The sequence below is a fragment of the Streptomyces subrutilus genome (assembly GCF_008704535.1).
GTDB classification, from domain to species: Bacteria; Actinomycetota; Actinomycetes; order Streptomycetales; family Streptomycetaceae; genus Streptomyces; species Streptomyces subrutilus.
The window spans coordinates 749,739-773,656 of the sequence record NZ_CP023701.1 but is presented as its reverse complement, the minus strand read 5'-3'; the positions used below and the strand labels follow the sequence as shown (position 1 = coordinate 773,656).

The window sequence follows — 23,918 nt, the reverse complement described above, 5'->3', positions numbered from 1 at the left end:
GGGGGCCGTCGCTCGGGTGCGTGCGGCCGGAGCCTCAGTGTTTGGCGATCTGCTGGAGCGCCGCGCCCTGGTAGCGGGCGCCGGCGTTCCACAGGATGAAGGAGTTCATCTTGTTGGCGGCCGCGGCCTTGATCTGTTCGGCCACCTGGGTCGGGCCGTAGGTGCTGCCCATCGAGAAGTCCTGGAGCCACGGGACGATTTCGGTCTGGGTGCCCTTCGCCTGGCGGGCGAAGTCGGCGAGCGAACGCTGCACGATCGCGTACGGGGCGGTGTCGGGCTGGGCGACCCCGTACTCACCCGGCCCCCAGTGGGACGGGTAGACCATCGGCGCGATGTAGTCGGTGACCTTGACCAGGGCCCCGATGTCCTGCGCGATCTCCGTGGGCCGGGTCGCGGCGATGCCGAAGACCGAGACGCCGAGGTACTTGCCGTGCGGCCGCAGCGCGGTCCGGGTGTCCGCGACGAACGAGGTGATCGACTGCTCGGGGGTGGCGCCGCCGATGCCCGGGAAGCGCATGTGCGACAGCGGGCCGTCCGGGCGGCGCACGTAGTCGTAGAGGACGTCGTCGAAGCCGAGCCGGGCCGCTTCGACGGCCAGGTCCTGGTTGTACTTGCGGACCACCGGGTTGGCGAAGTTGGTGAAGGAGAGGGCTCCGTAGTGGCCGCCGTCGTAGGGCTGCCCGGCCGGGGTCAGGACGAGCTGGTCGCGCTTGCCGGCCTTCCAGGACGCCGCGCCGAGCTTGGGGTCGCGGAACGCCACGATGCGGCCGATGACCTGCGCGCCGGCCTTGTGGATCTCGGCGACCGCCTTGCGGGCGTCGTAGTAGCCCTTGGCCGCGCCGATCTGGCGGGCCAGCGGCACCTGGGACGCGTACCCGACCTCGCCGTCCTCGTCCTTGACGTCCAGCTCGATGGCGTTGAGCTTGCCGCTGCGGACGAGGGAGAGGATGTTGCCCCGCAGGGTGTCGTCACCCCACCCGATGGCGGTGATGTGCGCGGCGCGGATCATGGGGCGCCGGCCGCGGGCGGACACGTCCTGGGTGGTGGTGTTCCCGGCGCGGTCCACGGCGGCGATCGTCGCGACCGGCGTGCCCTTGGGAACCGTGACCTTGAAGGCGCCGGCCTTGTCGACGGGGACCTTCTTGCCGTTGACGGTCACCTCGGCGTCGGTGGAGGCGCGGCCGGTGATGGTCACCGGGGCGGCGCCGTCCTTGACCACGGGGGCGGCCACCTCCAGCTTGGGGGCGGTGGCGTCCACGCTGAAGCCGACGACCTTGCGGTACGAGGCGAAGGGGATGCTGCTGTCACCCGCCACCACCAGGGTGTGCCGGCCCTCGGTGAGGCGCGGCAGGGCGAGCTTCAGGCGGGCCCCCTCGGCCGTGACCGGGACCGCCGTGCCGTCCAAGGTGGCGTGCAGCTTGTTCTTGGCGCCGGCCGCCTCGGTCGAGACGTAGGCGCTGACCTGCGCGGCCTTGCGCCCGTCGAGGACGGTTCCGTCGCTCAGACCCTGGATGCCCGGACCCGGCGCGAGGAACGTCCAGGCTCCGATGCCCGCTCCGGTCAGTGCGAGCGCCGTGGCCGTGGCTATCAGGGCGCCCCGGCGGGCCGGGCGCCGGGGACGGTAGGAGGGGGACGAGTGCGATATGCGTGTGGGGGACATCTTGACGTCCTTCGTGCCGTGTGCCGGATGCTGCCTCCATTCATTGCCGCATCGATGTCCCGGTCGCCATGTTTTGCTCGTATTTCACACGAACGCCGCGTTCTGCCCCGGCGTGGCGGCTACGCCATGCAGGGGCAGTGCGGTACGCGGACTCTCGCCGGAGGTAGGGATGGCGCGACACCACCGCCTCGAAAGGGCCTCCCATGCGCCACCCCCTCATCCCGCTCGGCGCCCTGGCCGGCGCCGCACTGCTCGCCACCGGCTGCTCCACCGGGTCGTCCCCGGCCACCGGAGCACACCAGGCCGCCGCCTCGGCCGCGGCCGTCCGACCCGCGGGCGCGAAAGCGCCGGCCGAAGTCGGCGCCAACGAACTCGGACAGGTGCCGGTGCTGATGTACCACCAGCTCAGCGCGAAGCCGGCCGGGGTCTACGACCGCACCCCGGCCGATTTCCGGGCCGAGCTGGAGCGCCTCGCGCGGGAGAACTACGTGCCGGTGACCGCCCGCGACTTCCAGACGGGCCGCATCGACATCCCGGCCGGCACCCACCCGGTGGTCCTCACCTTCGACGACTCCACCAACAGCCAGGTGCGCCTCAACCCGGACGGCACCCCCGCGCCGGGCACCGCGGTCGCCATCATGGCGGAGACGGCGAAGAAGCACCCGCAGTTCAAGCCGGTCGCCACCTTCTTCGTCAACGCGGACGCCTTCTCGGCGACGGGTTCCGCCAAGGCCCTGACCTGGCTGAAGACCCACGGGTACGAGGTCGCCAACCACACCGGCCGCCACGAGAACCTGCGCTCCCTGGACCAGGCGGGCGCCGCGCGGGCCATCTCCGCCGGACAGCAGGCGATCGAGAAGGCGGCGCCCGGCACGCAGGTGACCTCGCTGGCCCTGCCCTTCGGCGCCATGCCCGAACCGGCCGGGGTCGCCGCGCGGGGAACGGGCTACCGCTACGACGGGGTGTACCTCGTGGGGGCCAACCCCTCGGTCTCGCCGTTCGCGAAGGCGTTCACGCCCGGCGCGATCCCCCGGATCCGCTCGGCGGGGCCCAAGGACGAGGACGCCGAGTTCGGCTCGTCGCGCTGGCTGGACAAGCTCGCCGCCGGCAAGAACCTGTACGTCTCGGACGGGGACCCGAACACCGTCGCCTTCCCGAGCGCCGCACAGGCGGAGCTGGCGCCGGCCTTCGCGAAGCGGGCCCGGACGTACTGAGCCGTACCGGACGATGCGTGCGGACTGTTCGGAAAGGTGTCCCTCCGGCTTTTTGGGACATTGTCACAGCGGAGTGCCGGGCAGGTATCCCGCCGATCCACGGTTCCGCGGGCGCGCCCCGCGGAACCGGTCGGCCAGCCGAGGAGAGTCCAGCATGCGCACGAACCGCACGTCCGTCGCCGTCGTCGCCGCCGTCCTGGCGGCCCTCGCGGGCGCGGGCACCGCGCGGGCCGCGACACCGGCCGACAGCGCCGCCCCGTCGGCCTGTCGGCCCGCCAACCACCTCGCGAAGATCGCCCGCGACCAGGCCAGTTCCGGCCACACCCACTTCCGGGTCACCCTGACCGCGCCGAAGGGCTACGCGGCGTGCACCCTCGCCGGCTCCCCGACCGACGTGGCCTTCGCCCACCACGGCACGCCGGTCGACGTCACGGCCGGGCGGTACGGCGACCAGAGCGCCGCGGTGACCTTCGGGCCGGGCCGGCCCGTGCACTTCGACATCCAGGTCCCCTCCCACGACCGCGGCATCCCGGCCGACGAGGTGTCGTTCACGCTCAGGGCCCCGGACGGAGTGATCCCGGGCACCTCCGTCGCCGAAGGCCCCTTCACGGTGACCGCCGGCACCGTCATCGGCCCGATCCGACCCGGAGCCTGACCTTCCCGCTCTTCGCGTGCACGCAACGCCTGCCCCGCCGCCGCGGCGCCGGGGCCCGGGGCGTGGGGAGCGCCCCGGGCCGGCGGCGGCCGTCAGCGGTTCGCGTACTCCTGGCGCAGCGCGTCCAGGATGCGGGCGGCCTCCGGCAGGCCCGCCGTGCGGCAGCGGTCCGCCGCCGTCCGGAGGCGGGCCACGGCGTCGGGGAACCGGCCCAGGCCGTTGCCCTCGATCAGGGCGGCGACGCGGACCGCTTCGGCCCGCGGCACCTCTCCGTGCTCGCCGCCCCGCTCGTGGGCGGCCACGGCTGCCTCCGCCTCCGACAGCGCCTCCGGGAAGCGCTCGGCCTCCGCGAGGACCCTGGCCCGGCGGTAGTGCACGGCGCCCTGCTCGTACCAGACGGCGAAGTCCTCCGTGTCGTCCGGCACGGAGGTACGGACCGCGTCCGCCCGCGCGAGATGGGCCAGCGCCGTGTCCAGCCCGTCCGCCCCGCGGGAGTGCACGGTCAGGCGGGCGAACTCGCACATCATGTGCATGATCAGGCGTGGCTGGGGCGCCGCCTCGTGCGCCGCGACGGCCCGCCCGTACGCCGTGTCCGCCGCCTCCCAGAGGTCCGCCAGGGCCAGCGTGACGGCCGTCTCCGCGGCCACCAGCGTCTGCACCGGCCGGTCGTCGTCCCACCCGGCGACGGTGTCCGCCAGCCGCAGGAACTCCTCGGCCGCGGCCAGGTGTTCGTCGAGCTCCCGCAGCCCGCGGGCCAGGGACAGCCGCGCCTGGGCGAGGAACCGTTCGTCGAGCGCGACGGCCGCCTCGTCGGCGACGACGGACTCCAGCACGGCGACGGCGTCCGCCTGCTGCCCGCCGCGCGCCAGGACATCGGCGAGCTGCAGCCGTACGTCGGCCGCCTCGGCGTGCGCCTCGTCACGGTCGAAGCGGGCGGCGGCCTCGGAGAGGTGGCGCACGGCGCCGCCGAAGTCCTCCAGGTGCGAGGACGCGTGGCCGAGCAGCGCGTAGGCCGGAGCCAGCGCGAAGTCGGTGTCGCCGTACCGGGCCGCGTCGGCGAGCGCCCGGTGCAGCAGCTCGGCCGCCTCGGCCGGCTCGTCCCGGGCCAGCATGACCTGGGCGAGCACGGCGCGGATGCGCGAACCCCGCCAGGGCCGGCCGGAAGCGTCCACGTCCAGCAGGGCCGCGCGGAGCTCCTCCTCGGCGCCCTTGGTGTCGCCCCGGCGCCCGGCCAGGTCCGCGACGAACTGCCGGGCGTTGGCCGCGTGGTGCGGTACGGACAGGCGCTCCGCCTCGGCCCGCAGCGCCCCGGCCCGCTCCTCGAACCGCTCCGCGGCCGCGTCCGCGGGCTCCGGCAACCGCCGCACGACCTCGTGATAGGCCGCGTAGGCGCCGCAGTAGAGCACCGTGAGGTACGCCAGGACCCGCTGCTCCCGCACCTCGGTCCCGGACGCCGCTTCCGCGGCGGAGGGGTCCTCGCCCGTGAGCGGGGCCCGCGACGTCAGCAGCTGCGCCTCCCGCAGGATCTCGTCGAGACCGGCCCGGACGGCGTCCTCGCCCGGGTGCTCGCGGCCGGTTCCCGGGCCCCCCGTGGGCGCCGCGGCGTCGGAGCCGTCCCCGGCCGCGCCGTCGGAGGCGCTCAGCCAGGCCAGCGCGCGGGCCCGGGCGGACAGTGCCTGCCAGGGCATCGACAGCCGCTCGTACAGCCCGGCGGCCGTCTCCAGCTCGGCTGCGCTGGCCGCGTCGCGGTCCTTCTTGGCGTGCTCGTAGCCGCGGTGCTCGGCGAGCTCGGCGTCCAACAGGTCCTGCGGACCCAGCCGGTCGTCGTGCGCGGCGGTGCCGTCGGCCAGGCGGCGCGCGACGTGCGCCCAGAGCCCGCTTTCCCCGGGGTGTCCCACGGCCGCCAGCCGGCGGGCCTCGCCCACCAGGGCCGTGAACTCCTCGGGAACGTCCGTCCCCGCGGCCGGCGCGGCACCGTCCGCCGCGGTCGCCGCCGTCGCGACGGGGCGGGTGACGGGGGCCCGCAGTCCGAGCGGCAGCGGCTCCTCCAGCAGCGGGCGCCGGGCGAGGCGCGCACGGCGTGCGTCCCCGACGGCCGTGGTGGCGTTGCGCGCGTCGAAGGCGGCGGCGAGCCGGTCCGCCTCGGACCGCACGTGGGCGAGCAGCTCGCCGGCGCTCCAGTTGCGCCCGGGCGGTCCGGCGACGGCGGTGTCCCCGTGCCCGTCCTCCGCCAGACGCGCGAGCAGCACCTCCACGCCGGTGAGGAAGCCCAGTCGGGCCAGCGGTGCGCCGACCGCGTCGAACAGGGTGCGGTTCTCCGCCAGGATCTCCAGCCCGCGGCCCTCGTTGCGCGACAGGGCGCTGAACTCCAGGTGCAGACCGACCTCGTCCTGCATCCCCGTGTTGCCCCGCACCCGCCGGTAGCCCGTGAGGTGGTGGGAGCGGGCCTCGTCCGCCCGGCCCGCGCGCAGCAGCGGCAGCAGGGCGCGCGCCTGGCTCATCTGCGGTTCCTCGGAACAGGACATGCCCCCGTCGAGGACCGGCTGCCAGACGTCGAGGGCCGTGGCGTCGTCGCCCGACGCCACCCGGTGCCAGGCGAGGTGCCGCGTCTCGCAGGCCTCGCAGTCGCTCAGACCGGTACGGGGGCGGGTGACCCAGAGGTCGTAGGCGTCGGCGACACCGGACCCCGTGTGGAAGGCGGTGTGGTAGCGCATCGCCGCGACGGGCTGCATGCCGTGGTCGGCGGCCGCGTACCGGGTGCGCATCCGGTCGATCCAGCCGTGGACGGTGGCCAGGGGCACCTCGGGCACCTGGAGGAGCGAGGTCGTCACCCACTTGAAGCGCCAGAAGACCTGGCGGGCCTCCCACTCGCTGAACGCGCCGGGAGCGGTGTCCCACACCTTGAGCAGGCGGGCGAAGACCACGGGCGACTTGCGGTGCTCGCCGGTGAACTCGTACGCGGACATCAGCTCCAGCAGGGCCGTGACGAGGACGTCGGGCTCCTCGAAGGGCTCGGCCGCCTCGACGAGCTCCTCGGCGGTGATGGTGCGCTGCAGGCCGTGGGGGCGGTCGTCGTTCTCGCGGAGCGCTTCGACCACGGCCTCGGGGGTGTCCAGCATCTACAGTTCCTTCCGGGGCTCGGAGCCGGGTGCCGCCGTGCCGGGGTGGTGCATGGCGTGGGTGAGCAGGCCGATGAAGGCCCGGTTGAGCAGGGCGCTCTCGCTCGCCCGCAGCGGGCGGCGGCTGAGCAGCAGGGCCTGGCCGTAGAGGGCCTCGGAGGCCGTCACGGCCAGTCCGCGCTCGGAGATCGTGATCGCTTGGCGGACCAGCGGGTTGAGGTGGTTGAGGACGAGCTGGGCGCGCGGGGTCTCGTGGCGCAGGGAGCCGAGGATGTCGGCCCACAGACCGTCGCTGTCGGAGGCCAGGCTCGACCGGGTCCGCTCGTGGCGCGCGTCCCGGTTGTCGAGGAGCAGCGCGGAGGCGGTGACCGGCTGGAAGTCGCGCAGGACCACGTCGCAGTCGTGGACGCCGACCGTCTCCCGGGCGACGGCGAGGAAGGCCGCGGCCCGCAGTTCCGCCCCGGGGTCGACGGCGTCGAGGTGGGCGGTGACGGTCGCCGGGTCGAGGTCGGTGACGCTCGTGCCCGGCCGGATCTCCGGGAGCCGCAGCACGAGGTCGCGGTCGTAGGTGTAGCCGCCGTTGACGACGCCGAGCCCGGCCGCCGCCGCGATGGGCGCGACCTGGCGGAACTCCTCGACGCTGCGCGCGACCAGGAGGGTCGGGTGCGTCCGGGCGAACTCCTCCAGCGTGACGTTGCCGTCGGTGGTCTCGAAGGGCAGCCACGGCAGCACGATGCGCAGCAGCTCGTCGTCGTACCGGGCCAGCGCCTTGACCGCGAGGTGGTGCGTGTCGATGAAGCGGTGCAGCAACGACGGGTCGCTGGCGGCGAGGCCCGTGAGCCAGTCCCGGATCCGGTCGCCGAGGGCGTCCCGCACGGCGGACAGGGTGCCGTCCTCGTACAGGGCCTCCCGGGAGGCGGTGGGGCGCAGGCTGGTGGTGTCGACCACGCAGCGCACGAAGAACGCCCAGTCCGGCAGCAGTTCGGGCGCCTGGTCCGAGAGCAGCATGCCCTTGAGGTGCACCCGGTGTCCCGCGCGCTGCGCCGGGCTCATCGCGGTGGGCAGCACGTACGCGACGCCGCGCAGCCCCGCCGCGGGGAGGTCGAGCTCGATGGTGTCGAGCGGGGTGAAGCCGAAGAGCGTGCGGCAGTGGGCGCCGAGCGCCTCGCGGCGGGCCAGGGGCGAGCGGTGGGACTGCTCCCACGGGGGCGTCTCGTTGACCCGGTGCTCTGCGCCGTCCGGTCCGACGACGGTGACCTCGTGCCGCAGGAGGGCGCCGTAGTGCCGGGCCAGCGAGACCACCTGCTCGGGCCGCGTCCACTCGGCGTTGTCCGCGCGCGGGATGAGCGTGACGGTGGTGCCCGGCACGGGTACCGCCGAGGCGGGCAGGGTGCGCAGGGTGTAGCGGCCGTCGGAGTGTCCGCGCCATTCGACGGCGGGCGCCTTCGGGTCGGCCGCGGACCGGCTGAGCACCGTGATCTCGTCCGCCACCACGAAGCAGGCGAGCAGCCCGATGCCGAACTGCCCGATGAACTCCCCGCGGGCGGCGTCCAGTCCGGCCCCGTCCAGGGCGCCGTCGGCGGTGCGCTTGGAGCTGCGTCCGATGGTGGCGAGGAAGCGGTGGACGTCGGCCTCGGTCAGGCCGATGCCGGTGTCCGTGACGGTGACGGTGCTGCCGGTGCGCACCGTGATGCGGGCGGGTGAGCCGGGGGAGTGGGCCTGGTGCGCGGTGATGGCGTCGACGGCGTTCTGCAGCAGCTCGCGCAGGTAGACGCGGGGGCTGGAGTAGAGGTGGTGGGAGAGCAGGTCGACGAGACCGCGCAGGTCGACCTGGAAGGTGTGGGCGGATTCGGAGTGGGGCACCTGGTGGAGTCCTTCGACGGGCGCGCGGCCCGTGCCGGCGGCGAGATCGGCGGCACGGGGCACGCGAAACGGACTGAAGCGGATGGAGCAGGCGGTGCGGGCGGCGAAGGCCGCGGGCGAGCGCCGTGCGGAGCGCGGTCACCGCCGCCCGGGAGCCGGACGGCGCCGCCGGTCGCGGTCACCGCGGAGCGCGGTGACGGGCGCGATGCGCCGGGCGGGGTCCTGGGCCGGTCAGAGCCCGGTGGCCGAGCGCTGCGTCCGGTAGGCCGCCGCCGGGTGGGAGCCGTTCATGTAGGACCAGGGGAACTCCGTGGCCCGGCCCTCGGTCGCTTCGAAGCACGCGCGGGCGGCGCCCCGTTCCCCGGCCAGCGAGAAGGCCATGGCGAAACTGTTGAGGACCTGGTTCCACGCTCCGTGGCGGACGAAGTCGGGATGCCGGTAGGAATGCTCCGCGGCCTCGTGCAGGGAGTCCTTCACCTCGCTGCGCATCATGTACGCGTAGTCCGCGCCCCCGTCCAGGGAGAGCCACTGCTCGATGTGCGCGACGGCGACGAGTTGGCCCAGGAGGGCGCCGCCGGGAGCGCCGAGCGCGGCGGCACGCGCGAACGCGTGCATCTCCTCGTGCGAACCGCCCCATTTCTTGCAGACCTGCTGCAACTGCTGCTGGTGCGCGCCCAGATGCCGCGGATCGCGCCGCACGGCCGCCTCGAAACGGCTGCGCGCGGTGGCCTGCCCGACCTGGAGGCCGCGGCCGGTGATCTGGAGGCCGTACCAGGGCGAGATCCACCGCGGCTCGCGCTCCGCCACTTCGTACAGCCACTCCTCGGCCGTGCGCAGCCGGGCGTGGAACACCTCGAACTGCTCGCGCGAGACGTGCTCCGCCCGAGCCGAGGTCCGGGCCTCCCACGCCCAGCTGATGTGCCGGATGCCGGCGACGAGCCGGGGCAGCGCGGCCTCGGGTTCGGCTTCGAGGACCCCGGTGATCCAGCGCTCCACCCCCGCGGTGTCACCGACCGCCCACAGCAACTCCGTCCGGTCCTCGCTCTCGGGACGCGCTTCGAGGACCTCCCGTACCGCGCTCCAGTCACCCGACGCGGCGGCGGCCCGCACCTGTGCCAGCGCGGGGTCACCGGAGTCCTTCTGCACCTGCACCCCGGACCGACCAGCCCATTTGCCCAGCGTGAGCCCCCATTGACGGAGCAACGCCATGTCCCCACCCCTTGTTCTGTTCGAACGCGGGGGTCATCGAGCAACCCCCGCGTGAAGGTAGTGACTATCACGCGCGACCGACATTCGCACACCCGTTTCCCGACGGCCCCGACCCGCGCCCCCGGTGTCCGCCCCCCGGCCCGCCCGTGAGAAGCTCCGCTGCGCATGGCCTGCACGTATGGCCGTGGCAGAGCAACTCAGGGGTGGGCACGTGGGGACGAACGACGCCGGTGGACCGGGGATGTCCGACGAGGAGTGGCGCGGTTCTGCGAACGGGCCGGACGCGACACCGGGAACGCTCCCGCGGAACCGTCCGCCCGGGCCCGGATGGTGACCGAACGGCTGCGGCGCGCGGACGAGGCGTCCGGGCGCCGTCGTTCGCCGACGCCCGGTCCGGCCCCGGCCCCGGCGGGCGGGGCCGGGGTCAGAACCTCAGGTCGGCCGTGATCTCGTCGCGGATCAGGTTGCGGTGCTCCTCGTACACCAGGCGCGCCTCGTTGGTCGGGACCGCACCCGTGTCCAGGCCGCACCGGCAGGTCACCGTGGTCCGGCCCGTGGGGGTCCGTTCGGTCCACTGCTGCGCCGCACCGTCCTGCCACTCCGGGCCCGCCGTGTGGTTCTCCAGGCGGAGCTTGTGCCGGTAGGCGGGTGTGCGCGGCTCGCTCGGGGGGAACGTGGCGCCGCTGTCGTCGAGGTTGAACCGCTGCTTGCTCATGACGGACATCATTCCTGCTTCCGGGCTCGCGGGGTCCGATTCGGCGCGCGCGGGTGTTCCCCGACCACCGCGGGGGCCCGGCGGACGCCCGGTGGCCGTCTGGCAGACTTACGCGCAGATCCCGGGCGGTGCAGGACAGGAAACCGGTGCGAATCCGGTGCGGTCCCGCCACTGTGACCGGTCGTCCCCGCGCGGGCCGACCGGGAGTCAGACCCTGACACACCGCCTCACCGTACGTCCGCACGTCGACCAGGGGACGCGGATCCCCCGGAGAGGCCCCGCCATGTCGCGTCACCGCGCCGCCCTGCGCGCACTCGCACCCGCCCTGCTCCTCATACCCCTGGCCGCCTGCGCCGGTTCGCCCACCGCCGGCGACGGCAAGGGCACGGCGGCGACCGCCGCGGCCGGATTCCCGTACACGGTCACCAACTGCGGTGTCAGCAGCACCTACCAGGCCCCGCCGAAGCGGGCCGTCACCATGAACCAGCACGCCACCGAGATCCTGCTCGCGCTCGGCCTGGAGGACCGCGTCGTCGGCTCCGCCTACCTGGACGACGCCGTGCTCCCCGCCTACCGGCCCGCCTACGACAAGATCAAGGTGCTGGCGGCGGAGTACCCCTCCAAGGAGGTGCTGCTCGGCGCCGATCCCGACTTCGTCTACGGCGGGTACTCCAGCGCCTTCGACAAGGCGCAGGGACGCGACCGCGAGGGGCTCGCCAAGTCCGGCATCGACTCCCGGCTCAGCGTGGAGTACTGCACCGACGGACGCGTCGGCCTCGACCAGCTCAAGACCGAGATCACCGAGGTGGCGCGGACCTTCGGCGTCCCCGAACGCGGGGCCGAGCTCATCCGGGACGAGCAGCGCCGCATCGACGCGGTGACCGCCCGGGTCAAGGACCTGCCGCGGCCGTCCGTCTTCGTCTACGACTCCGGCGAGACGTCCGCCTTCACCTCCGGCGGCAAGGGGATCGGCAACGAGATCGTCTCGCTGGCGGGCGGGACGAACTCCTTCGCCGACCTCGACGACACCTTCGGCGACGTGTCGTGGGAGAAGGTCATCGAGCGGGCCCCCGAAACCATCCTCATCTACGACTACGGCGGCACCACCGTCGAAGCCAAGAAGCAGCGCCTGTTGAACGATCCGGCCCTCGCCGCGGTTCCCGCCGTCAAGAACCAGCGGTTCGTCGTCCTGCCGCTCTCCTCCGCCGTCCTCGGCGTACGCGTCGCCGACGCCGTCGAGTCCCTGGGCCGCCAGCTCCACCCCGACACCCCGTGAGGCTGCGCCTGCCCGTCGTACTGGTCCTGCTCACCGCGGCGCTCCTGGCGGCCGGTGTCGCGGGCCTGGCCCTGGGACCGGTACGCATCGCCCCCGGCCGGGTCCTCGACATCGTGCTCGGCGCCCTGTCCGGGCAGCGGCCCCACGGCGCGTTCGCCACCATCGTGTGGGACGTGCGGATGCCGCGCGTGCTGCTCGGGGCCGTCGTCGGAGCGGGCCTCGCGGTGGCGGGCACCGTGCTCCAGGCCCTGGTGCGCAACCAGCTCGCCGACCCCTTCCTGCTCGGTGCCTCCTCGGGGGCATCGGCCGGAGCCGTCCTCGTGATCGTCTACGGCGCGGGGGCGGGCCTGGCCGCGCTCACCGTGCCGCTCGCGGCGTTCGCCGGCTCCATGGGGGCGCTCGTCGCCGTCTACGCGATGGCACGGCGGGGCGGCACGATGACCACCGGGCGGCTGATCCTCGCCGGAGTCGCCGTCCAGTACATCCTGTCCGCACTCACCAGCCTGGTGCTGGTCCTCGCCGCCCACCCCGACCAGATCCGCACCGTGCTGTTCTGGACCCTGGGCGGCCTGGGCGGGGCCCGCTGGGACGAACTCGCCCTGCCCTCCGCCGCGCTGCTCGTCGGCACCGGACTGCTCCTGGCCCTCGCCCGGCCGCTCGACCTGCTGCTCGCCGGGGAGGAGGGCGCGCACACCCTCGGCCTGGACACCGCCCGCTTCCGCGCCGCCGTGTTCGTCCTCACCTCCCTGGTGATCGGCGTGCTCGTCGCCTACAGCGGTGCGATCGGATTCGTCGGGCTGATGGTCCCGCACGCCGCCCGGATGGTCGTCGGCGCGGGGCACCGGGCGCTGCTGCCGGTGGCGGCGCTCGGCGGGGCGGTGTTCCTGGTCCTGGCGGACCTGGTCGCCCGTACGGCAGCCGCACCCGAGGAGATCCCGGTCGGTGTGGTCACCGCGCTCATCGGCGGACCGTTCTTCCTGTGGATGCTGCGTCGTTCGAGCCGGACCGAAGGGATCGCAGGATGACGGGCATCGAGACCGGGGCCGCGACCGAGACCGCGGGCGGGGCCGTGGCCGGGGCCGCGGGCGGGGCCGTGAGGGGGGCGCTCACGCGAAAGGGGGACGCGGTGGCGCCGGCGGAACTCGTCGTCGAGGGCCTGCGTTACGAGGTCGACGGGCACACGCTGCTGCACGGAGTCGACCTCACCGCCCGCCCCGGCGAGACGGTCGGCGTGGTCGGCCCCAACGGCAGCGGCAAGACGACCCTGCTGCGCTGCGTCTACGGCACCCTGCGGCCCACCGCCGGCCGGATCCTGCTCGACGGCGCCGACGCGGGCGCGCTCGGGGTCAAGGACCGCGCCCGGAAGGTGGCCGTCGTACCGCAGGACGCGAGCGGCACCTTCGGGCTGACCGTCCGCGAGGTCGTCGCCATGGGCCGCAGCCCGCACAAGCGCTTCTGGGAACAGGACGGCCCGGACGACGTGCGGCGGGTGGCCACCGCGCTGGACACGGTCGGGGCCGGCGCCTTCGCCGCACGCCGCTTCGACGAACTCTCGGGCGGCGAACGGCAGCGCGCCCTGGTGGCCCGCGCCCTGGTCCAGGACCCGGGCCTGCTCGCCCTCGACGAGCCGACGAACCACCTCGACATCCGCTACCAGCTGGAGGTCCTCGGCCTGGTCCGCGCGCTGCCCGCGACGGCCCTGCTCGTCCTCCACGACCTCAACCTGGCCGCCCTCTTCTGCGACCGGCTGTACGTACTGGCCGACGGCCGGGTGGCCGCCTCGGGCCCGCCCGCCGAGGTCCTGACGGAAGACCTGCTGGCCGAGGTCTACGGAGTGCGGGCGACGGTGCAGGTCCACCCGGCCACCGGCGCGGCCCACATCGTCTACCTCCCCGGACCCGGGGGATCGCGGAGGTAGCCGACGCGGGGCCGCGGGCACCGGCCAGGGCCTGTCCGATGGGTCGTATGAGCTGATCAGGGACGTGGCCTACTGTTCGCTGAACGAAGGGGGCCGCATGGCACGCGATACAGCTGAAGCAGAGGCGGGGATGAAGGAATCACGTTTCCTGCCTGGCACGGAAAGCACTACGTGACGCTGGCTGAGCTACTGGTTCGCCTCGGCGGCTTCGGCCTGGACCTGACGCGGCGCGTCGAGTTCGATGAGATCGTCGATCCTCGCTGTGTCGAGATGGAGAGACGGTCCGCCGACGCCGGCATGGACACGTTGACCTTGTTGTCGCTGACGACCCCCTTCCTCCAGTTGATCGACGTCGAAGCACGTGGGTTCGCCGAGGACAAGCCGGTGCTCGTCCTGACCGAGTTCGACAGTTCTCTGTGGGACGTCAGGGCTGTCGACGAGCGCGTACTCAGCGAACTGCGCCACCACTACCCGGGCGCCAAGGACCTCTGAACGGGCGCTTCACTCCGGACGCAGCCATAGGCGGATCGCCGCCACGGTGACCGTTCCGTGGAAGACGTACGCCCGTTTGTCGAAGCGCGTGGCGACGGCGCGGATGTTCTTGAGCCGGTTGATGGTCCGCTCGACTTCGTTGCGGCGGCGGTAGATCGCCTTGTCGAACCCTGTGGGCCGACCGCCTTGGTTTCCGCGGCGCTGGCGGTTGGCCCGCTGGTCTCTTGGCTCGGGGATCGTGTGCTTTATCTGGCGTCTGCGCAGGTGACGCAGGTTGCGGCGTGACGAGTACGCCATCGCCACCGACATGGTCGGGCCGGGTGCGCGGTCGTCCACCAGCCTGCCGGGGCACGCGGATCTCTTCCAGGACGGGAATCATCTGCGGTGCGTCCCCCCACTGGCCGGGCGTGATGACAAACCCGAGCGGGCGACACCCGCCTTCCCCGGCAAGGTGGATCTTGCTTGTGAGCCCGCCTCGCGAGCGCCCCAGGGCCTCATCGGGACGGTGACGTGCCGGACTCCTGCGCCGACCCGGGATCTTCGGGGCGCGGGTGGAGGCGCCAGCTGCGTGCTGATGAGCGCGGCAGGTCGTGGAATCGACGCTGACCATGTTCCAGTCGATCCGGCCCTCGGCATCGGCGTCGGCCTGGACGGCCCGCAGGATTCTCTCCCACGTGCCGTCCGCCGACCACCTGCGATGACGGTCGTGGACCGTCTTCCAACTACCGAAGCAGGGAGGACGGTCCCGCCAGGGAAGACCGGTCCGCTGCCGGAACGGAATCCCGTTGATTACCCGACGGTGGCATTGCCAGCGTCCACCACGCCCGTGATTCGCCGGCAAGTGCGGCTCCAGCCGAGCCCACTCTTCATCCGAAAGATCTCCCCGCCCCATGTCCCACGGAACGAGTTCCCAGCAGGAGCGTCACACGACCCATCGGACAGCCCCTAGGAGGCCGGCTCCTCCTGGTACCCGTAGGGCCGGGTGATGATTTCCATGCCGTGTCCCGCGGGGTCGGTGAAGTAGACCCCGCGGCCCCCGTCGTTGTGGTTGATCTCGCCGGGGTGCTTGCCGTGCGGGTCGGCGAAGTACGGCGCCCCGGACGCGCGGATCCTCTCGAACGCCACGTCGAACTCCTCCTCGGAGAGGAGGAAGGCGTAGTGCTGCGGGGTGATGGACCCGGTCGGAACGGTCGCGAAGTCCAGGGTGACCCCGTTGGCGAGCTCCAGCGGGACGAAGGGGCCCCATTCGGTGCCGACCTGGAGGTCCAGCACGTGCGCCAGGAAAGCGGCGGACTCCCGGTTGTCACGGGAGTGGACGATCGTGTGATTCAGCTGTACTGCCACGGAAAATGCCTCCGAAAGGCACTCACGGAACCTCCATGCCTCACCCGGTCGGTGACCGACACGCGATGCCGTCCCCGCGATCCTAGTGTCGCGACCGGAAAAGTCCACCGGGCCTGCGCCCGTTCCCGCCCGGGTTCCGGCCACAAGAACTCACGCGGCGGTCGTGGCCGCCCCCGCACGGAACGGCGAGGGGGCCTCGGCAAGGTTCCCGGGACCGCACGCGGCGTGGAACGCCTTCGCGGCGGTCCGGACCCAGACCCGGTCGACGGGGCGTGCGCCGGGATCGGGTGCGGGTGGCGTGCGCCGGGGCTCGGGCGCCTGCCCGCTGGGCGCGAACGCGGTTGCGAGCGCGGTGCGTACGGCCGGGCGTGCGCCCGTCGTGAACCAGCCAGGGTCCCTCGGGCCGGGAGGATGCCCGTGACGACGGGACGCGCCGGCAACGCCCGGGAGAACTGCCTCGCGCGGCGTGATGCCGGGCGAGACGGCAGCAAATCCGGTCAGAAAAGGCTCTTCTCGCAGAGTAGTCATCGGATCGTATCCGTCCCACCCCTTCGGGTGAACGCCCCCCGCGGGAGGGATGTCGAGTTCGAGCCCGTCCCTACGCTCACCTCGCCGGACCTTGATCCAGATCCGGCTGCCGTCGACGGCGTCAGCGGTACAGTTCACGATTCGAAGGACTTTCACATGACCCTCGCCCCGCAGAGCGAGCTCCTCGACCACAAGTTCGACATGTGCTTCGGGCACGCCGACCAGAACAAGGACGGCGTCGTCGACGCCGCCGACATCCTCACCTTCGCCGCCCGCGTGATCGCGGCCGTGAACGAGCCCTTCGACTCCCCGAAGGCCACCGAGATGCTGCGCGTCTGTCAGAACTGGTGGGAGGGGATGGCCTCGGAGCTCGACACCGACAAGGACGGGAAGATCGACCCGCTGGAGTACCGGGTCGGCATGCGCCGGCTCGTCGGTTCCAAGTCCTCCTTCGACGCCGCCAGCCGCCCCGTGGCCACGGCCATCTGGAAGCTCTGCGACCGCGACGACGACGGCGAGGTCTCGGCGAGGGAGTTCAGCGCCGTCCAGCTCGCCTTCGGCACCACCCCGGAGAACGCCCGCATCGGGTTCGAGAAGCTCGACCTGGACGGCGACGGCTCGCTCTCGGTCGACGAGCTGACGGTCGCCTTCCACGACTTCTACACCAGCACCGACGCCGACACGAACGGCAACTGGCTCTTCGGCGCCGAGTTCCAGACCGCCTGACGCACTGACGCACTGACGCACTGACGCACTGACGCACTGACGCACTGACGCGCGGGCCGGCGGGCGGCCGGGCCGGCAGCGCCCGCCCACCCGCCGGCCCCGCCGTCACCCGCAGCACACTCCACCTCCACACCGCACGGGACGGGCCCGGGAAAGCCGCATGAACATAGCCGCACTGGACGTCGACGGGACCCTCTACGAGGGCACCCTCGGCTTCTCCCTCCTCGACGAACTCCGCTCGTCCGGCCTGGTCGACCCGGTCGCCGTACGGCACGTACGCGACACGATGGGCGCACACCGCGCCGCGGGCGCCCGGTTCCGCGACACCACCGGCCGCGCGAGCGCCGCGTACGCCCGCGCCATGGAGGGGGTGCGGCACGAGGACGCCGTACGGGCCTCCCACGCGGCCTGGCGCAAGGTGCGCCATCGGCTGCTCGCGAGCACCGTTCCACTGGTGGAGAGCCTGCGGCGGCGCCGCTTCACGCCGGTCCTGCTGTCCGGCAGCCCGCAGGAGATGATCGACCGGATGGCCGGCGAACTCGGCATCGCCCACCGCTTCGGCATGCGGCTGGCCACCGGCCCGGACGGCACGTACACGCACCGCTTCCTGACCCTGCCGGCCGTCCCCGAGGTCAAGGCCGAGCTGCTGTGCACGCTGGCCGCCCGGCTCGGTGCCGGCCTGGGCACCGCCCTGGCCGTCGGCAACAGCGCCTCCGACCGCGTACTGCTCGGGGCCGTCGGGCATCCGGTCGCCTTCGAACCCGACGACACCCTGCGGGCACTGGCCCACGGCGCGGGCTGGACCATCGCGGACCGGCACACGCTCGTCCCGCTGGTGAACGCGCTCGGCGCCTCCTCACCCGGCGCCTCTTCACCCCGCACTCCCGCACCCTCCACCCGCCGCCCGGTCCCCGTACCGGCGCAGGCCGTCTCCCGCTTGGAGAGAAACCTTCATGCGCACTCCTCATGACATCGGCTCCCGGCTGATCGAGCGGAAGGTCGACGTGTGCTTCGCGCACGCCGACCGTGACCAGGACTCCCTCATCGAACTCGCCGACGTGTCGATCCTCTTCACCCGCATCCTGATCTACCTCGGCGAACCCCTCGGCAGCCCCAAGGCCCTCGCCGTGCACACCGCCGCGCAGCGCTTCTGCGACCACATGGCCTCCGTCACGGGCTGGGCCCCCGACCGCGGGACCACACCGGAGGAGTGGCGCGAGGCCATGGCGAAGGCCCTGGCCGGGGGAGCGGCCGACTACGACGCGTACTTCCGGCCCGTCGGCGAGTCCGTCTGGGCCGCCGTCGACCGGGACGACGACGGCATCGTCCGTCTGTCCGATTTCGCCGCGTTCCAACGCGGCATGGGCACGCCCGACGCGAACATCCGGCTCGCGGCCGACCGCATGGGGCTGCGCGGTGAGACCGACGGACTCCCGATGGCCGACGTCCTGCGCGCACACCGCGAGTTCTACACCAGCCCCGATCCCGAAGCACACGGGAACTGGCTGTACGGAGACGTCTGGGCGGACGCGTTCTGGGACGGCACGAGGGCCCGGCTGTGACGGCCGCACCCAGCGCGACGGTCGCGGCCAGAGCCGCGGTCCTGCGCTCCCGCACGCTCCCGTTCCGCGTCGAGGACGTGGTACTGGACGGGCCCGGCACCGGCGAGGTCCTGGTCAGGGTGGCCGGCACGGGCCTGTGCCACACCGACCTGCTGCCGCGCACCGACCGTCTGGCCATCGCCCTGCCGCTGATCGCGGGCCACGAAGGGGCCGGTACGGTGCTCGCGACCGGAACCGGGGTGACCGGGGTGGCCGCGGGCGACCACGTGGTCATGTCCTTCGACTCCTGCGGTACCTGCCGCGCCTGCCTGGCCGCCCGTCCGGCCAACTGCTCCACCTTCTTCCCCCGGAACCTGACCGGTCGTCGCCCCGACGGGACCGGCACGGCCAGGGACGCGGGCGGAGGGGAGGTGTCGGCGCACTGGTTCGGGCAGTCCTCGTTCGCCACGCACGCCGTGGTGCCCGCACGCGCCCTCGTCCCGGTGTCCGGGGAACTGCCGTTGGACCTGCTCGGACCGCTCGGCTGCGGGTTCCAGACCGGAGCGGGCGCCATCGTCAACTCCCTCGCAGTGCGCGCCGGTTCCAGCGTGGTGGTGGCCGGCACGGGCGCGGTAGGTCTCGCGGCGGTGATGGCCGCGCGAGCCGTGGGAGCCACCGTCATCGTCGCCGTCGACGTACGGCCGGCCCGCCGTAAACTCGCCGAGGAGCTGGGCGCGACCCACACCCTCGACGGACACGCCGACGGGCTCACCGAGGAGATCCTCGAGATCACCGGCGGCGCCGACCACGCGGTGGACACCACCGGCCTGCCGCCGGTCATCACCGCTCTCGTCCGCTCCCTGCACAGCCACGGCTCGTGCGGCCTGGTCGGGGTCCAGCACGGCGACCTCACCGTGGACCCCCTGCTGATCGCGGCGGGCCGCACGGTGAAGGGCATCATCGAGGGCGACGCCGTGCCCCGGCTGTTCGTGCCGCACCTCATCACCCTCTGGCAACAGGGCCGCTTCCCCTTCGACCGGCTGGTCCGTCGCTACCCGCTCGACGAGATCGACCGGGCCGAACGGGACGTGGCGAGCGGCGAAGTGGTCAAAGCCGTGCTGATCCCCTCCTGATCCCACCCCGTCCCCCACCCCGTCCCACCCGTCCCATCCTGTCCCGTCACCCCAACCCACCGCTCCTGCTCTCATTCCTCCGGAGGCACCCCATCGGGCTGGACCGCGTCACCCTCGACCCCCACATGGACCTCCAGGAACAGGCGAACCTCCTGCGCGCGCACGGCAGCGTCGTCCCGGCCCGCTGGCCGGGCGGCGTGGACTGCTGGGCCGTCGTCGGATACACCGAACTGGAGACGGCCCTCACCGACCCGCTCTTCGCCCGCTCGCCCGCGCACTGGCGCGCGCTGCGCGACGGAGAGATCCCGGCCGACTGGCCGATGACCGACCACCTGAGCCGGCAGTGGATGCTGACGGCGGACGGAGCGGACCACACCCGGCTGCGCCGGGTGGCGGCCGGTGCCTTCGCACCGCGCCGGGTGAGGACGCTCGCCCCGGCGGTCACCGATGCCGTCGGCCGGCTGCTCGACGGCATCGCGCCCGACGAACGGCCCGTCGACCTGCGCACGCAGTTCGCCCTGCCGCTCGCCCTCGACGTGCTGTGCTCGCTGCTGGCCGTCCCCGACGACGAACGGCCCCGGGCCACGTCCCTGGTCTTCCGCGCCCTCTCCCGGGCGGCGCTCACCCCGGACGAGTCGCGTCTGCTCAGCGCCGAGATCCGGGCGTACCTCGACCACCTGCTGGAACGCCCGGCCGCACCCGGCGAAGAGGACGGACTGGTCGCGGCGCTCAGGGAGTCCGCGGACTCGGACGACGGCCTCAGCAGGCAGGAGGCCCGGGACACCCTGTGGCTCTTCCTCGCGGCCGGCTTCGACACCACGGTGGCCGCCCTCGTCAACGCGGTACGGGCCCTGCTGGAGCATCCTGGCGAGCTGGACCGCGTCCTCGCCGGAGCGGACGCCCTCACCTGGGACGAGGTGGTCGAAGAAGCCCTCCGCTACGACGCGAGCGTCTTCGCGCTGCCCTTCGCCTTCCCCCGCCAGGACGTGGCCCTGGGCGGACGACGGATCAGCGCGGGCGACGCGCTGCTGCTCTGCTACTCGGCGGCCAACCGCGACCCCTCCCTGAAAGGGGGTGACTCCTTCCGCCTGACCGGACGGAGCGCCCCGCACCTGGCCTTCGGCCGTGGCCCGCACTTCTGCCTGGGCGCCCCCCTCGCCCGCCTCCAGCTCCGCACGGCCCTGGAGGCGCTCTTCGCCCGCTTCCCCACCCTCCGCCTGGCGGCCGCACCGGGCACCCCCACTCCGTCACTGACGATCAACACGGTCACCTCGCTCCTGGTCCGCGCCTGACCGGCGGCCGTAGACCGGCTGGTGCGGACCGGCGGCCGCGGGGTGCGTCGCGCTCAGTCGACGTGCTGCCGGTAGCGGTCGATCACCTCCCGCAGGACCTCCGAGCCGTCCCGGGCCCAGAGGGTGGGGGAGAAGATCTCCACCTCCACGGACCCGCGGTACCCGGCCGCGTCGGTCAGCTCCCGGAAACGGCGGAGGTCGATCGAGCCGTCACCCAATTGGCCGCGCCCCAGCAGCACGCCCGCGGGGAGCGGCGTCACCCAGTCGGCGACCTGCACGGACACCAGGCGGCCACCCCGCCCCGCCCGGTGCAGATCGCTCGCCAGCCGGTCGTCCCACCAGAGGTGATACGAGTCGGCCACCACCCCGACCTGTTCGGGCGGGAACCCTTCGGCGAGGTCGAGGGCCTGGCCGAGCGTGGAGACCACGCAGCGGTCCGAGGCGAACATCGGATGCAGCGGCTCGATGCCCAGCCGCACCCCGTGGGCCCCCGCCCAAGGCGCCAGCTCACCCAGGACGTCCGCGATGCGCCCGCGCGCGCCCGGCAGGTCCCGGTCGCCCTCGGGCAGTCCGCCGGAGACCAGGACCAGGACCTCGGCGCCGAGTTCGGCCGCCTCGGCCACGGCCCGACGGTTGTCGTCGAGAGCGGACGCCCGGCCGTCCCGGTCGGCCGCGGTGAAGAACCCACCCCGGCAGAGCGAGCTGACGCGCAGCCCGGCCCCCGCGAGTAGCTTGGCCGTCTCCCGGACCCCGAAGCGCCGGACCGGCTCACGCCACAGCCCGACCGCGCCCACGTGCGCCGCCACGCACCCGTCCACCAGCTCGGGCAGCGACCACTGCCGGATCGTCTCCTGGTTCAGGCTGAACCGTGCCGGGGCCGCAGCCCCGTCGGCGCTCACGCCCCCACCCCGTTGAGGGAGAGCAGGCGCCGCATCCGGTCCTCGGCCAGCCCGGGGTCGGGGAACAGGCCCAGCTCGTCCGCCAGTGCGTACGCCGTGGCCAGATGGGGGAGCGAGCGAGCGGACTGCCATCCGCCCACCATGGTGAAGTGGTCCTGGTATCCGGCGAGCCAGGCGAGCAGGACCACGCCCGTCTTGTAGAAGCGGGTCGGTGGGGCGAAGAGGTGTCTCGAGAGGCCCAGCGTGGGGTCGAGGAACTCACGGAAGGCCGCCGCATCATCCCGGTCGAGGGCGAGCGCGGCCCGGGCGGCGAGCGGAGCGATCGGATCGAAGATGCCCAACAACGCGTCGCTCGCCCGCTCTCCGTCTCCGGCGATCAGATCCGGGTAGTGGTAGTCGTCGCCGGTGTAGCAGCGCACTCCGGCCGGGAGCCGCCGCCGGATGTCCGCTTCGCGATCGGCGTCCAACAGTGAGACCTTGATCCCGTCGATCTTCTCCGGGAACTCGGCGATGACGTTGAGGAAGACCTCCGTCGCCTCGTCGAGGTCCTCCCGGCCCCAGTAGCCGGCCAGCTCCTGGTCGAACACCGGGCCCAGCCAGTGGAGCACCACCGGCCGGGCACTGTGTCTCAGCAGAGTGCCGTACACCTCCAGATAGTCCTCCGGACCGGCGGCCGTCCGCGCGAGGGGCCCGCGAGGCCATCAGGACGGGAGCGGCCCCGCAGGCCTCGACGTGCCCGAGCTGTTCCTCGTATGCGGCGCAGACCGACTTCAGCGGGTGGACCCGGTCCGGCGCGAGCTGGTCCGTGCCCGCCCCGCAGACGATCCGGCCGCCCACCGCGCCGGCCTCGGCCGCCGAGCGCCGGATCAGCTCCGCCGCGGTCGTCCAGTCCAAGCCCATGCCGCGCTGCGCCGTGTCCATGGCCTCGGCGACGCCGAGCCCCTGGGACCACAGACGGTGCCGGAAGGCCAAGGTGGCCTCCCAGTCGACCACGGGCCCGGCCTCGGTCGAAGCCGCCAGCGGATCGGCGACCACGTGCGCCGCAGCGTAGAAGCGTCTGCTGTGCGCGGGGGCGCAGGCGAGCGGCGCCAGTGGGACGGAGTTCGGCCGGTGCGGGCGGAGCTCGCCGTCGGCGGACGGAAGCCGGATGCTCACAGGGCCACCTCCGGTACGGGCAGGCGCCGTCCCTCGGCCGAGGACCGCAAGCCGAGAACGGCGAGCTGCACCCCGCGCGCTCCGGCCAGCAGATCCCACCGCCACGGTTCGTCGAGCACGACATGGCGGAGGAACAGCTCCCACTGTGCTTTGAAGCCGTTGTCCGGAGGCGAGTTGTCGGGCACGTCCTGCCACTGCTAGCGGAAGGACTCGGTCAGCGGAAGATCCGGGTTCCACACGGGCTTGGGCGTGGCCCCACGGTGCTGGATGCGGCAGCCGCGCAAGCCGGCCACCGCCGAGCCGTGGGTCCCGTCCACCTGGAACTCCACCAGCTCGTCCCGGTGGACCCGCACGGCCCAGGAGGAGTTGATCTGGGCGACCGCCCCGCCCTCCAGCTCGAAGATGCCGTACGCGGCGTCATCGGCCGTCGCCTCGTACGGCTCGCCGTCCTCGTCCCAGCGCCGGCCGATGTGGGTCCGCGTCAGGGCCTGCACTGTGCGGACCCGGCCGAAGAGCTCGTGCAGCAGGTACTCCCAGTGCGGGAACATGTCGGCGACGATGCCCCCGCCGTCCTGGGAGCGGTAGTTCCACGAGGGCCGCTGCGCGGACTGCCAGTCACCCTCGAAGACCCAGTACCCGAATTCGCCGCGCACCGAGAGGATCTCGCCGAAGAAACCCCCGTCGATCAGCCGCTTCAGCTTGAGCAGGCCCGGCAGGAACAACTTGTCCTGGACCACGCCGTGCTTGACGCCAACACGCGTCGCGAGCCGTGCCAACTCCATCGACGACTCGAAGGTCAGCGCGGTCGGCTTCTCGCAGTACACGTGCTTGCCCGCCGCAACGGCCTGCCGGATCGCCGACTCGCGGGTGCGGGTGACCTGCGCGTCGAAGTAGACCTCGATGTCGGGATCGGCCAGCACGGCCGTCAGATCCGTGCTGAAGTGCTCCAGCCCGTGCCGCTCGGCGATCGCACGCAGCGCCGGCTCACGCCGCCCCACGAGCACCGGCTCCGGCCAGAGCACGGTGCCGTCGCCCAGGTCCATACCGCCCTGCTCGCGCAAGGCGAGCAGCGACCGGACCAGGTGCTGCCGGTATCCCATGCGGCCGGTCACGCCGTTCATGGCGATTCTGATGGTTCTGCGCTGCACGGTGGTCCCCTCCTTCGTGCCCTCGGCTGTG

General features: G+C 73.1%; 19 protein-coding genes, 2 pseudogenes and 1 riboswitch. Of the genes and pseudogenes, 11 read left to right on the top strand and 10 right to left on the bottom strand.

What is annotated here, in order from left to right; all coding sequences use genetic code 11:
* Positions 1-34: 34 nt before the first annotated feature.
* Positions 35-1,660 (bottom strand): putative glycoside hydrolase, encoded by a 1,626-nt coding sequence (locus CP968_RS03345; protein WP_150516555.1) that lies wholly within the window; start codon positions 1,658-1,660, stop codon positions 35-37.
* 203 nt (positions 1,661-1,863) lie between these two features.
* On the opposite strand from CP968_RS03345, the gene CP968_RS03340 reads away from it, so the two are divergent.
* The gene (locus CP968_RS03340; protein WP_150516554.1) at positions 1,864-2,874 is read left to right on the top strand and encodes a polysaccharide deacetylase family protein; all 1,011 of its coding nucleotides are present in this window, start codon (positions 1,864-1,866) and stop codon (positions 2,872-2,874) included.
* Between the two features lie 154 nt (positions 2,875-3,028).
* Positions 3,029-3,529, top strand: a complete 501-nt coding sequence (locus CP968_RS03335) for a DUF4232 domain-containing protein (RefSeq protein ID WP_150516553.1) — start codon at positions 3,029-3,031, stop codon at positions 3,527-3,529.
* Between the two features lie 92 nt (positions 3,530-3,621).
* Here the strand turns inward: CP968_RS03335 and CP968_RS03330 are convergent, their stop codons facing one another.
* The 4 genes from CP968_RS03330 to CP968_RS03310 all read right to left on the bottom strand — a co-directional run bounded on the left by CP968_RS03330 (position 3,622) and on the right by CP968_RS03310 (position 10,435).
* Positions 3,622-6,648, bottom strand: coding sequence for a soluble NSF attachment family protein (locus CP968_RS03330; RefSeq protein WP_150516552.1), 3,027 nt, complete (start codon positions 6,646-6,648; stop codon positions 3,622-3,624).
* Positions 6,649-8,511, bottom strand: coding sequence for an HSP90 family protein (locus tag CP968_RS03325; protein ID WP_150516551.1), 1,863 nt, complete (start codon positions 8,509-8,511; stop codon positions 6,649-6,651).
* Between the two features lie 231 nt (positions 8,512-8,742).
* Positions 8,743-9,720 (bottom strand): hypothetical protein, encoded by a 978-nt coding sequence (locus CP968_RS03320; RefSeq protein ID WP_229885832.1) that lies wholly within the window; start codon positions 9,718-9,720, stop codon positions 8,743-8,745.
* A 424-nt stretch (positions 9,721-10,144) separates the two neighbouring features.
* The gene (locus CP968_RS03310) at positions 10,145-10,435 is read right to left on the bottom strand and encodes a hypothetical protein (protein ID WP_150516550.1); all 291 of its coding nucleotides are present in this window, start codon (positions 10,433-10,435) and stop codon (positions 10,145-10,147) included.
* A gap of 136 nt (positions 10,436-10,571) precedes the next feature.
* Positions 10,572-10,652, top strand: a riboswitch (cobalamin riboswitch).
* Between the two features lie 66 nt (positions 10,653-10,718).
* Between CP968_RS03310 and CP968_RS03305 the strand changes: the two genes are divergently transcribed.
* The 4 genes from CP968_RS03305 (at position 10,719) to CP968_RS03290 (ending at position 14,121) form a co-directional block, all read left to right on the top strand.
* Complete coding sequence (locus tag CP968_RS03305) at positions 10,719-11,711, top strand: ABC transporter substrate-binding protein (RefSeq protein WP_150516549.1); 993 nt, start codon at positions 10,719-10,721, stop codon at positions 11,709-11,711.
* Complete coding sequence (locus CP968_RS03300; protein ID WP_150516548.1) at positions 11,708-12,736, top strand: FecCD family ABC transporter permease; 1,029 nt, start codon at positions 11,708-11,710, stop codon at positions 12,734-12,736. Before CP968_RS03305 ends, CP968_RS03300 begins: the two co-directional genes overlap by 4 nt.
* Positions 12,733-13,629, top strand: a complete 897-nt coding sequence (locus CP968_RS03295; RefSeq protein ID WP_150516547.1) for an ABC transporter ATP-binding protein — start codon at positions 12,733-12,735, stop codon at positions 13,627-13,629. The genes CP968_RS03300 and CP968_RS03295 overlap by 4 nt, the downstream gene beginning before the upstream one ends.
* A gap of 171 nt (positions 13,630-13,800) precedes the next feature.
* On the top strand, positions 13,801-14,121 hold the full coding sequence (locus CP968_RS03290) for a hypothetical protein (RefSeq protein ID WP_229885831.1): 321 nt from the start codon (positions 13,801-13,803) through the stop codon (positions 14,119-14,121).
* A 9-nt stretch (positions 14,122-14,130) separates the two neighbouring features.
* Here the strand turns inward: CP968_RS03290 and CP968_RS03285 are convergent.
* Positions 14,131-15,013, bottom strand: a protein-coding gene (locus CP968_RS03285) for an IS5 family transposase (protein ID WP_150516545.1) whose coding sequence is annotated in 2 segments (ribosomal slippage) — positions 14,131-14,416 and positions 14,415-15,013 — 885 coding nt in all. Because the reading frame shifts where the segments join, the coding sequence is not laid out codon by codon here.
* Between the two features lie 53 nt (positions 15,014-15,066).
* Entirely contained in the window at positions 15,067-15,465 is a 399-nt protein-coding gene (locus tag CP968_RS03280; protein WP_150516544.1) for a VOC family protein, read from the bottom strand.
* A 684-nt stretch (positions 15,466-16,149) separates the two neighbouring features.
* Here CP968_RS03280 and CP968_RS03275 point away from each other — a divergent pair.
* The 5 genes from CP968_RS03275 (at position 16,150) to CP968_RS03255 (ending at position 20,685) form a co-directional block, all read left to right on the top strand.
* A complete protein-coding gene (locus CP968_RS03275; protein ID WP_150516543.1) occupies positions 16,150-16,719 on the top strand; it encodes an EF-hand domain-containing protein in 570 nt (189 codons plus the stop codon).
* A 160-nt stretch (positions 16,720-16,879) separates the two neighbouring features.
* Positions 16,880-17,689, top strand: a complete 810-nt coding sequence (locus tag CP968_RS03270) for an HAD family hydrolase (protein ID WP_150516542.1) — start codon at positions 16,880-16,882, stop codon at positions 17,687-17,689.
* The gene (locus CP968_RS03265; RefSeq protein ID WP_150516541.1) at positions 17,673-18,281 is read left to right on the top strand and encodes an EF-hand domain-containing protein; all 609 of its coding nucleotides are present in this window, start codon (positions 17,673-17,675) and stop codon (positions 18,279-18,281) included. Before CP968_RS03270 ends, CP968_RS03265 begins: the two co-directional genes overlap by 17 nt.
* Positions 18,278-19,393 carry an NAD(P)-dependent alcohol dehydrogenase gene (locus CP968_RS03260; RefSeq protein ID WP_150516540.1) on the top strand — a complete coding sequence of 372 codons (1,116 nt, stop codon included), beginning with the start codon at positions 18,278-18,280 and terminating at the stop codon, positions 19,391-19,393. The genes CP968_RS03265 and CP968_RS03260 overlap by 4 nt, the downstream gene beginning before the upstream one ends.
* 125 nt (positions 19,394-19,518) lie before the next feature.
* Complete coding sequence (locus CP968_RS03255) at positions 19,519-20,685, top strand: cytochrome P450 (protein ID WP_150516539.1); 1,167 nt, start codon at positions 19,519-19,521, stop codon at positions 20,683-20,685.
* Positions 20,686-20,738: 53 nt separating this feature from the next.
* Here the strand turns inward: CP968_RS03255 and CP968_RS03250 are convergent, their stop codons facing one another.
* The 3 genes and pseudogenes from CP968_RS03250 to CP968_RS03240 all read right to left on the bottom strand — a co-directional run bounded on the left by CP968_RS03250 (position 20,739) and on the right by CP968_RS03240 (position 23,887).
* On the bottom strand, positions 20,739-21,584 hold the full coding sequence (locus CP968_RS03250) for a sugar phosphate isomerase/epimerase family protein (protein ID WP_150516538.1): 846 nt from the start codon (positions 21,582-21,584) through the stop codon (positions 20,739-20,741).
* A pseudogene (locus CP968_RS03245) lies at positions 21,581-22,739 on the bottom strand (dihydrodipicolinate synthase family protein). The gene CP968_RS03250 and the pseudogene CP968_RS03245 overlap by 4 nt, the downstream one beginning before the upstream one ends.
* Positions 22,736-23,887, bottom strand: a pseudogene (locus CP968_RS03240) (Gfo/Idh/MocA family protein). Before CP968_RS03240 ends, CP968_RS03245 begins: the two co-directional pseudogenes overlap by 4 nt.
* Positions 23,888-23,918 lie beyond the last annotated feature (31 nt).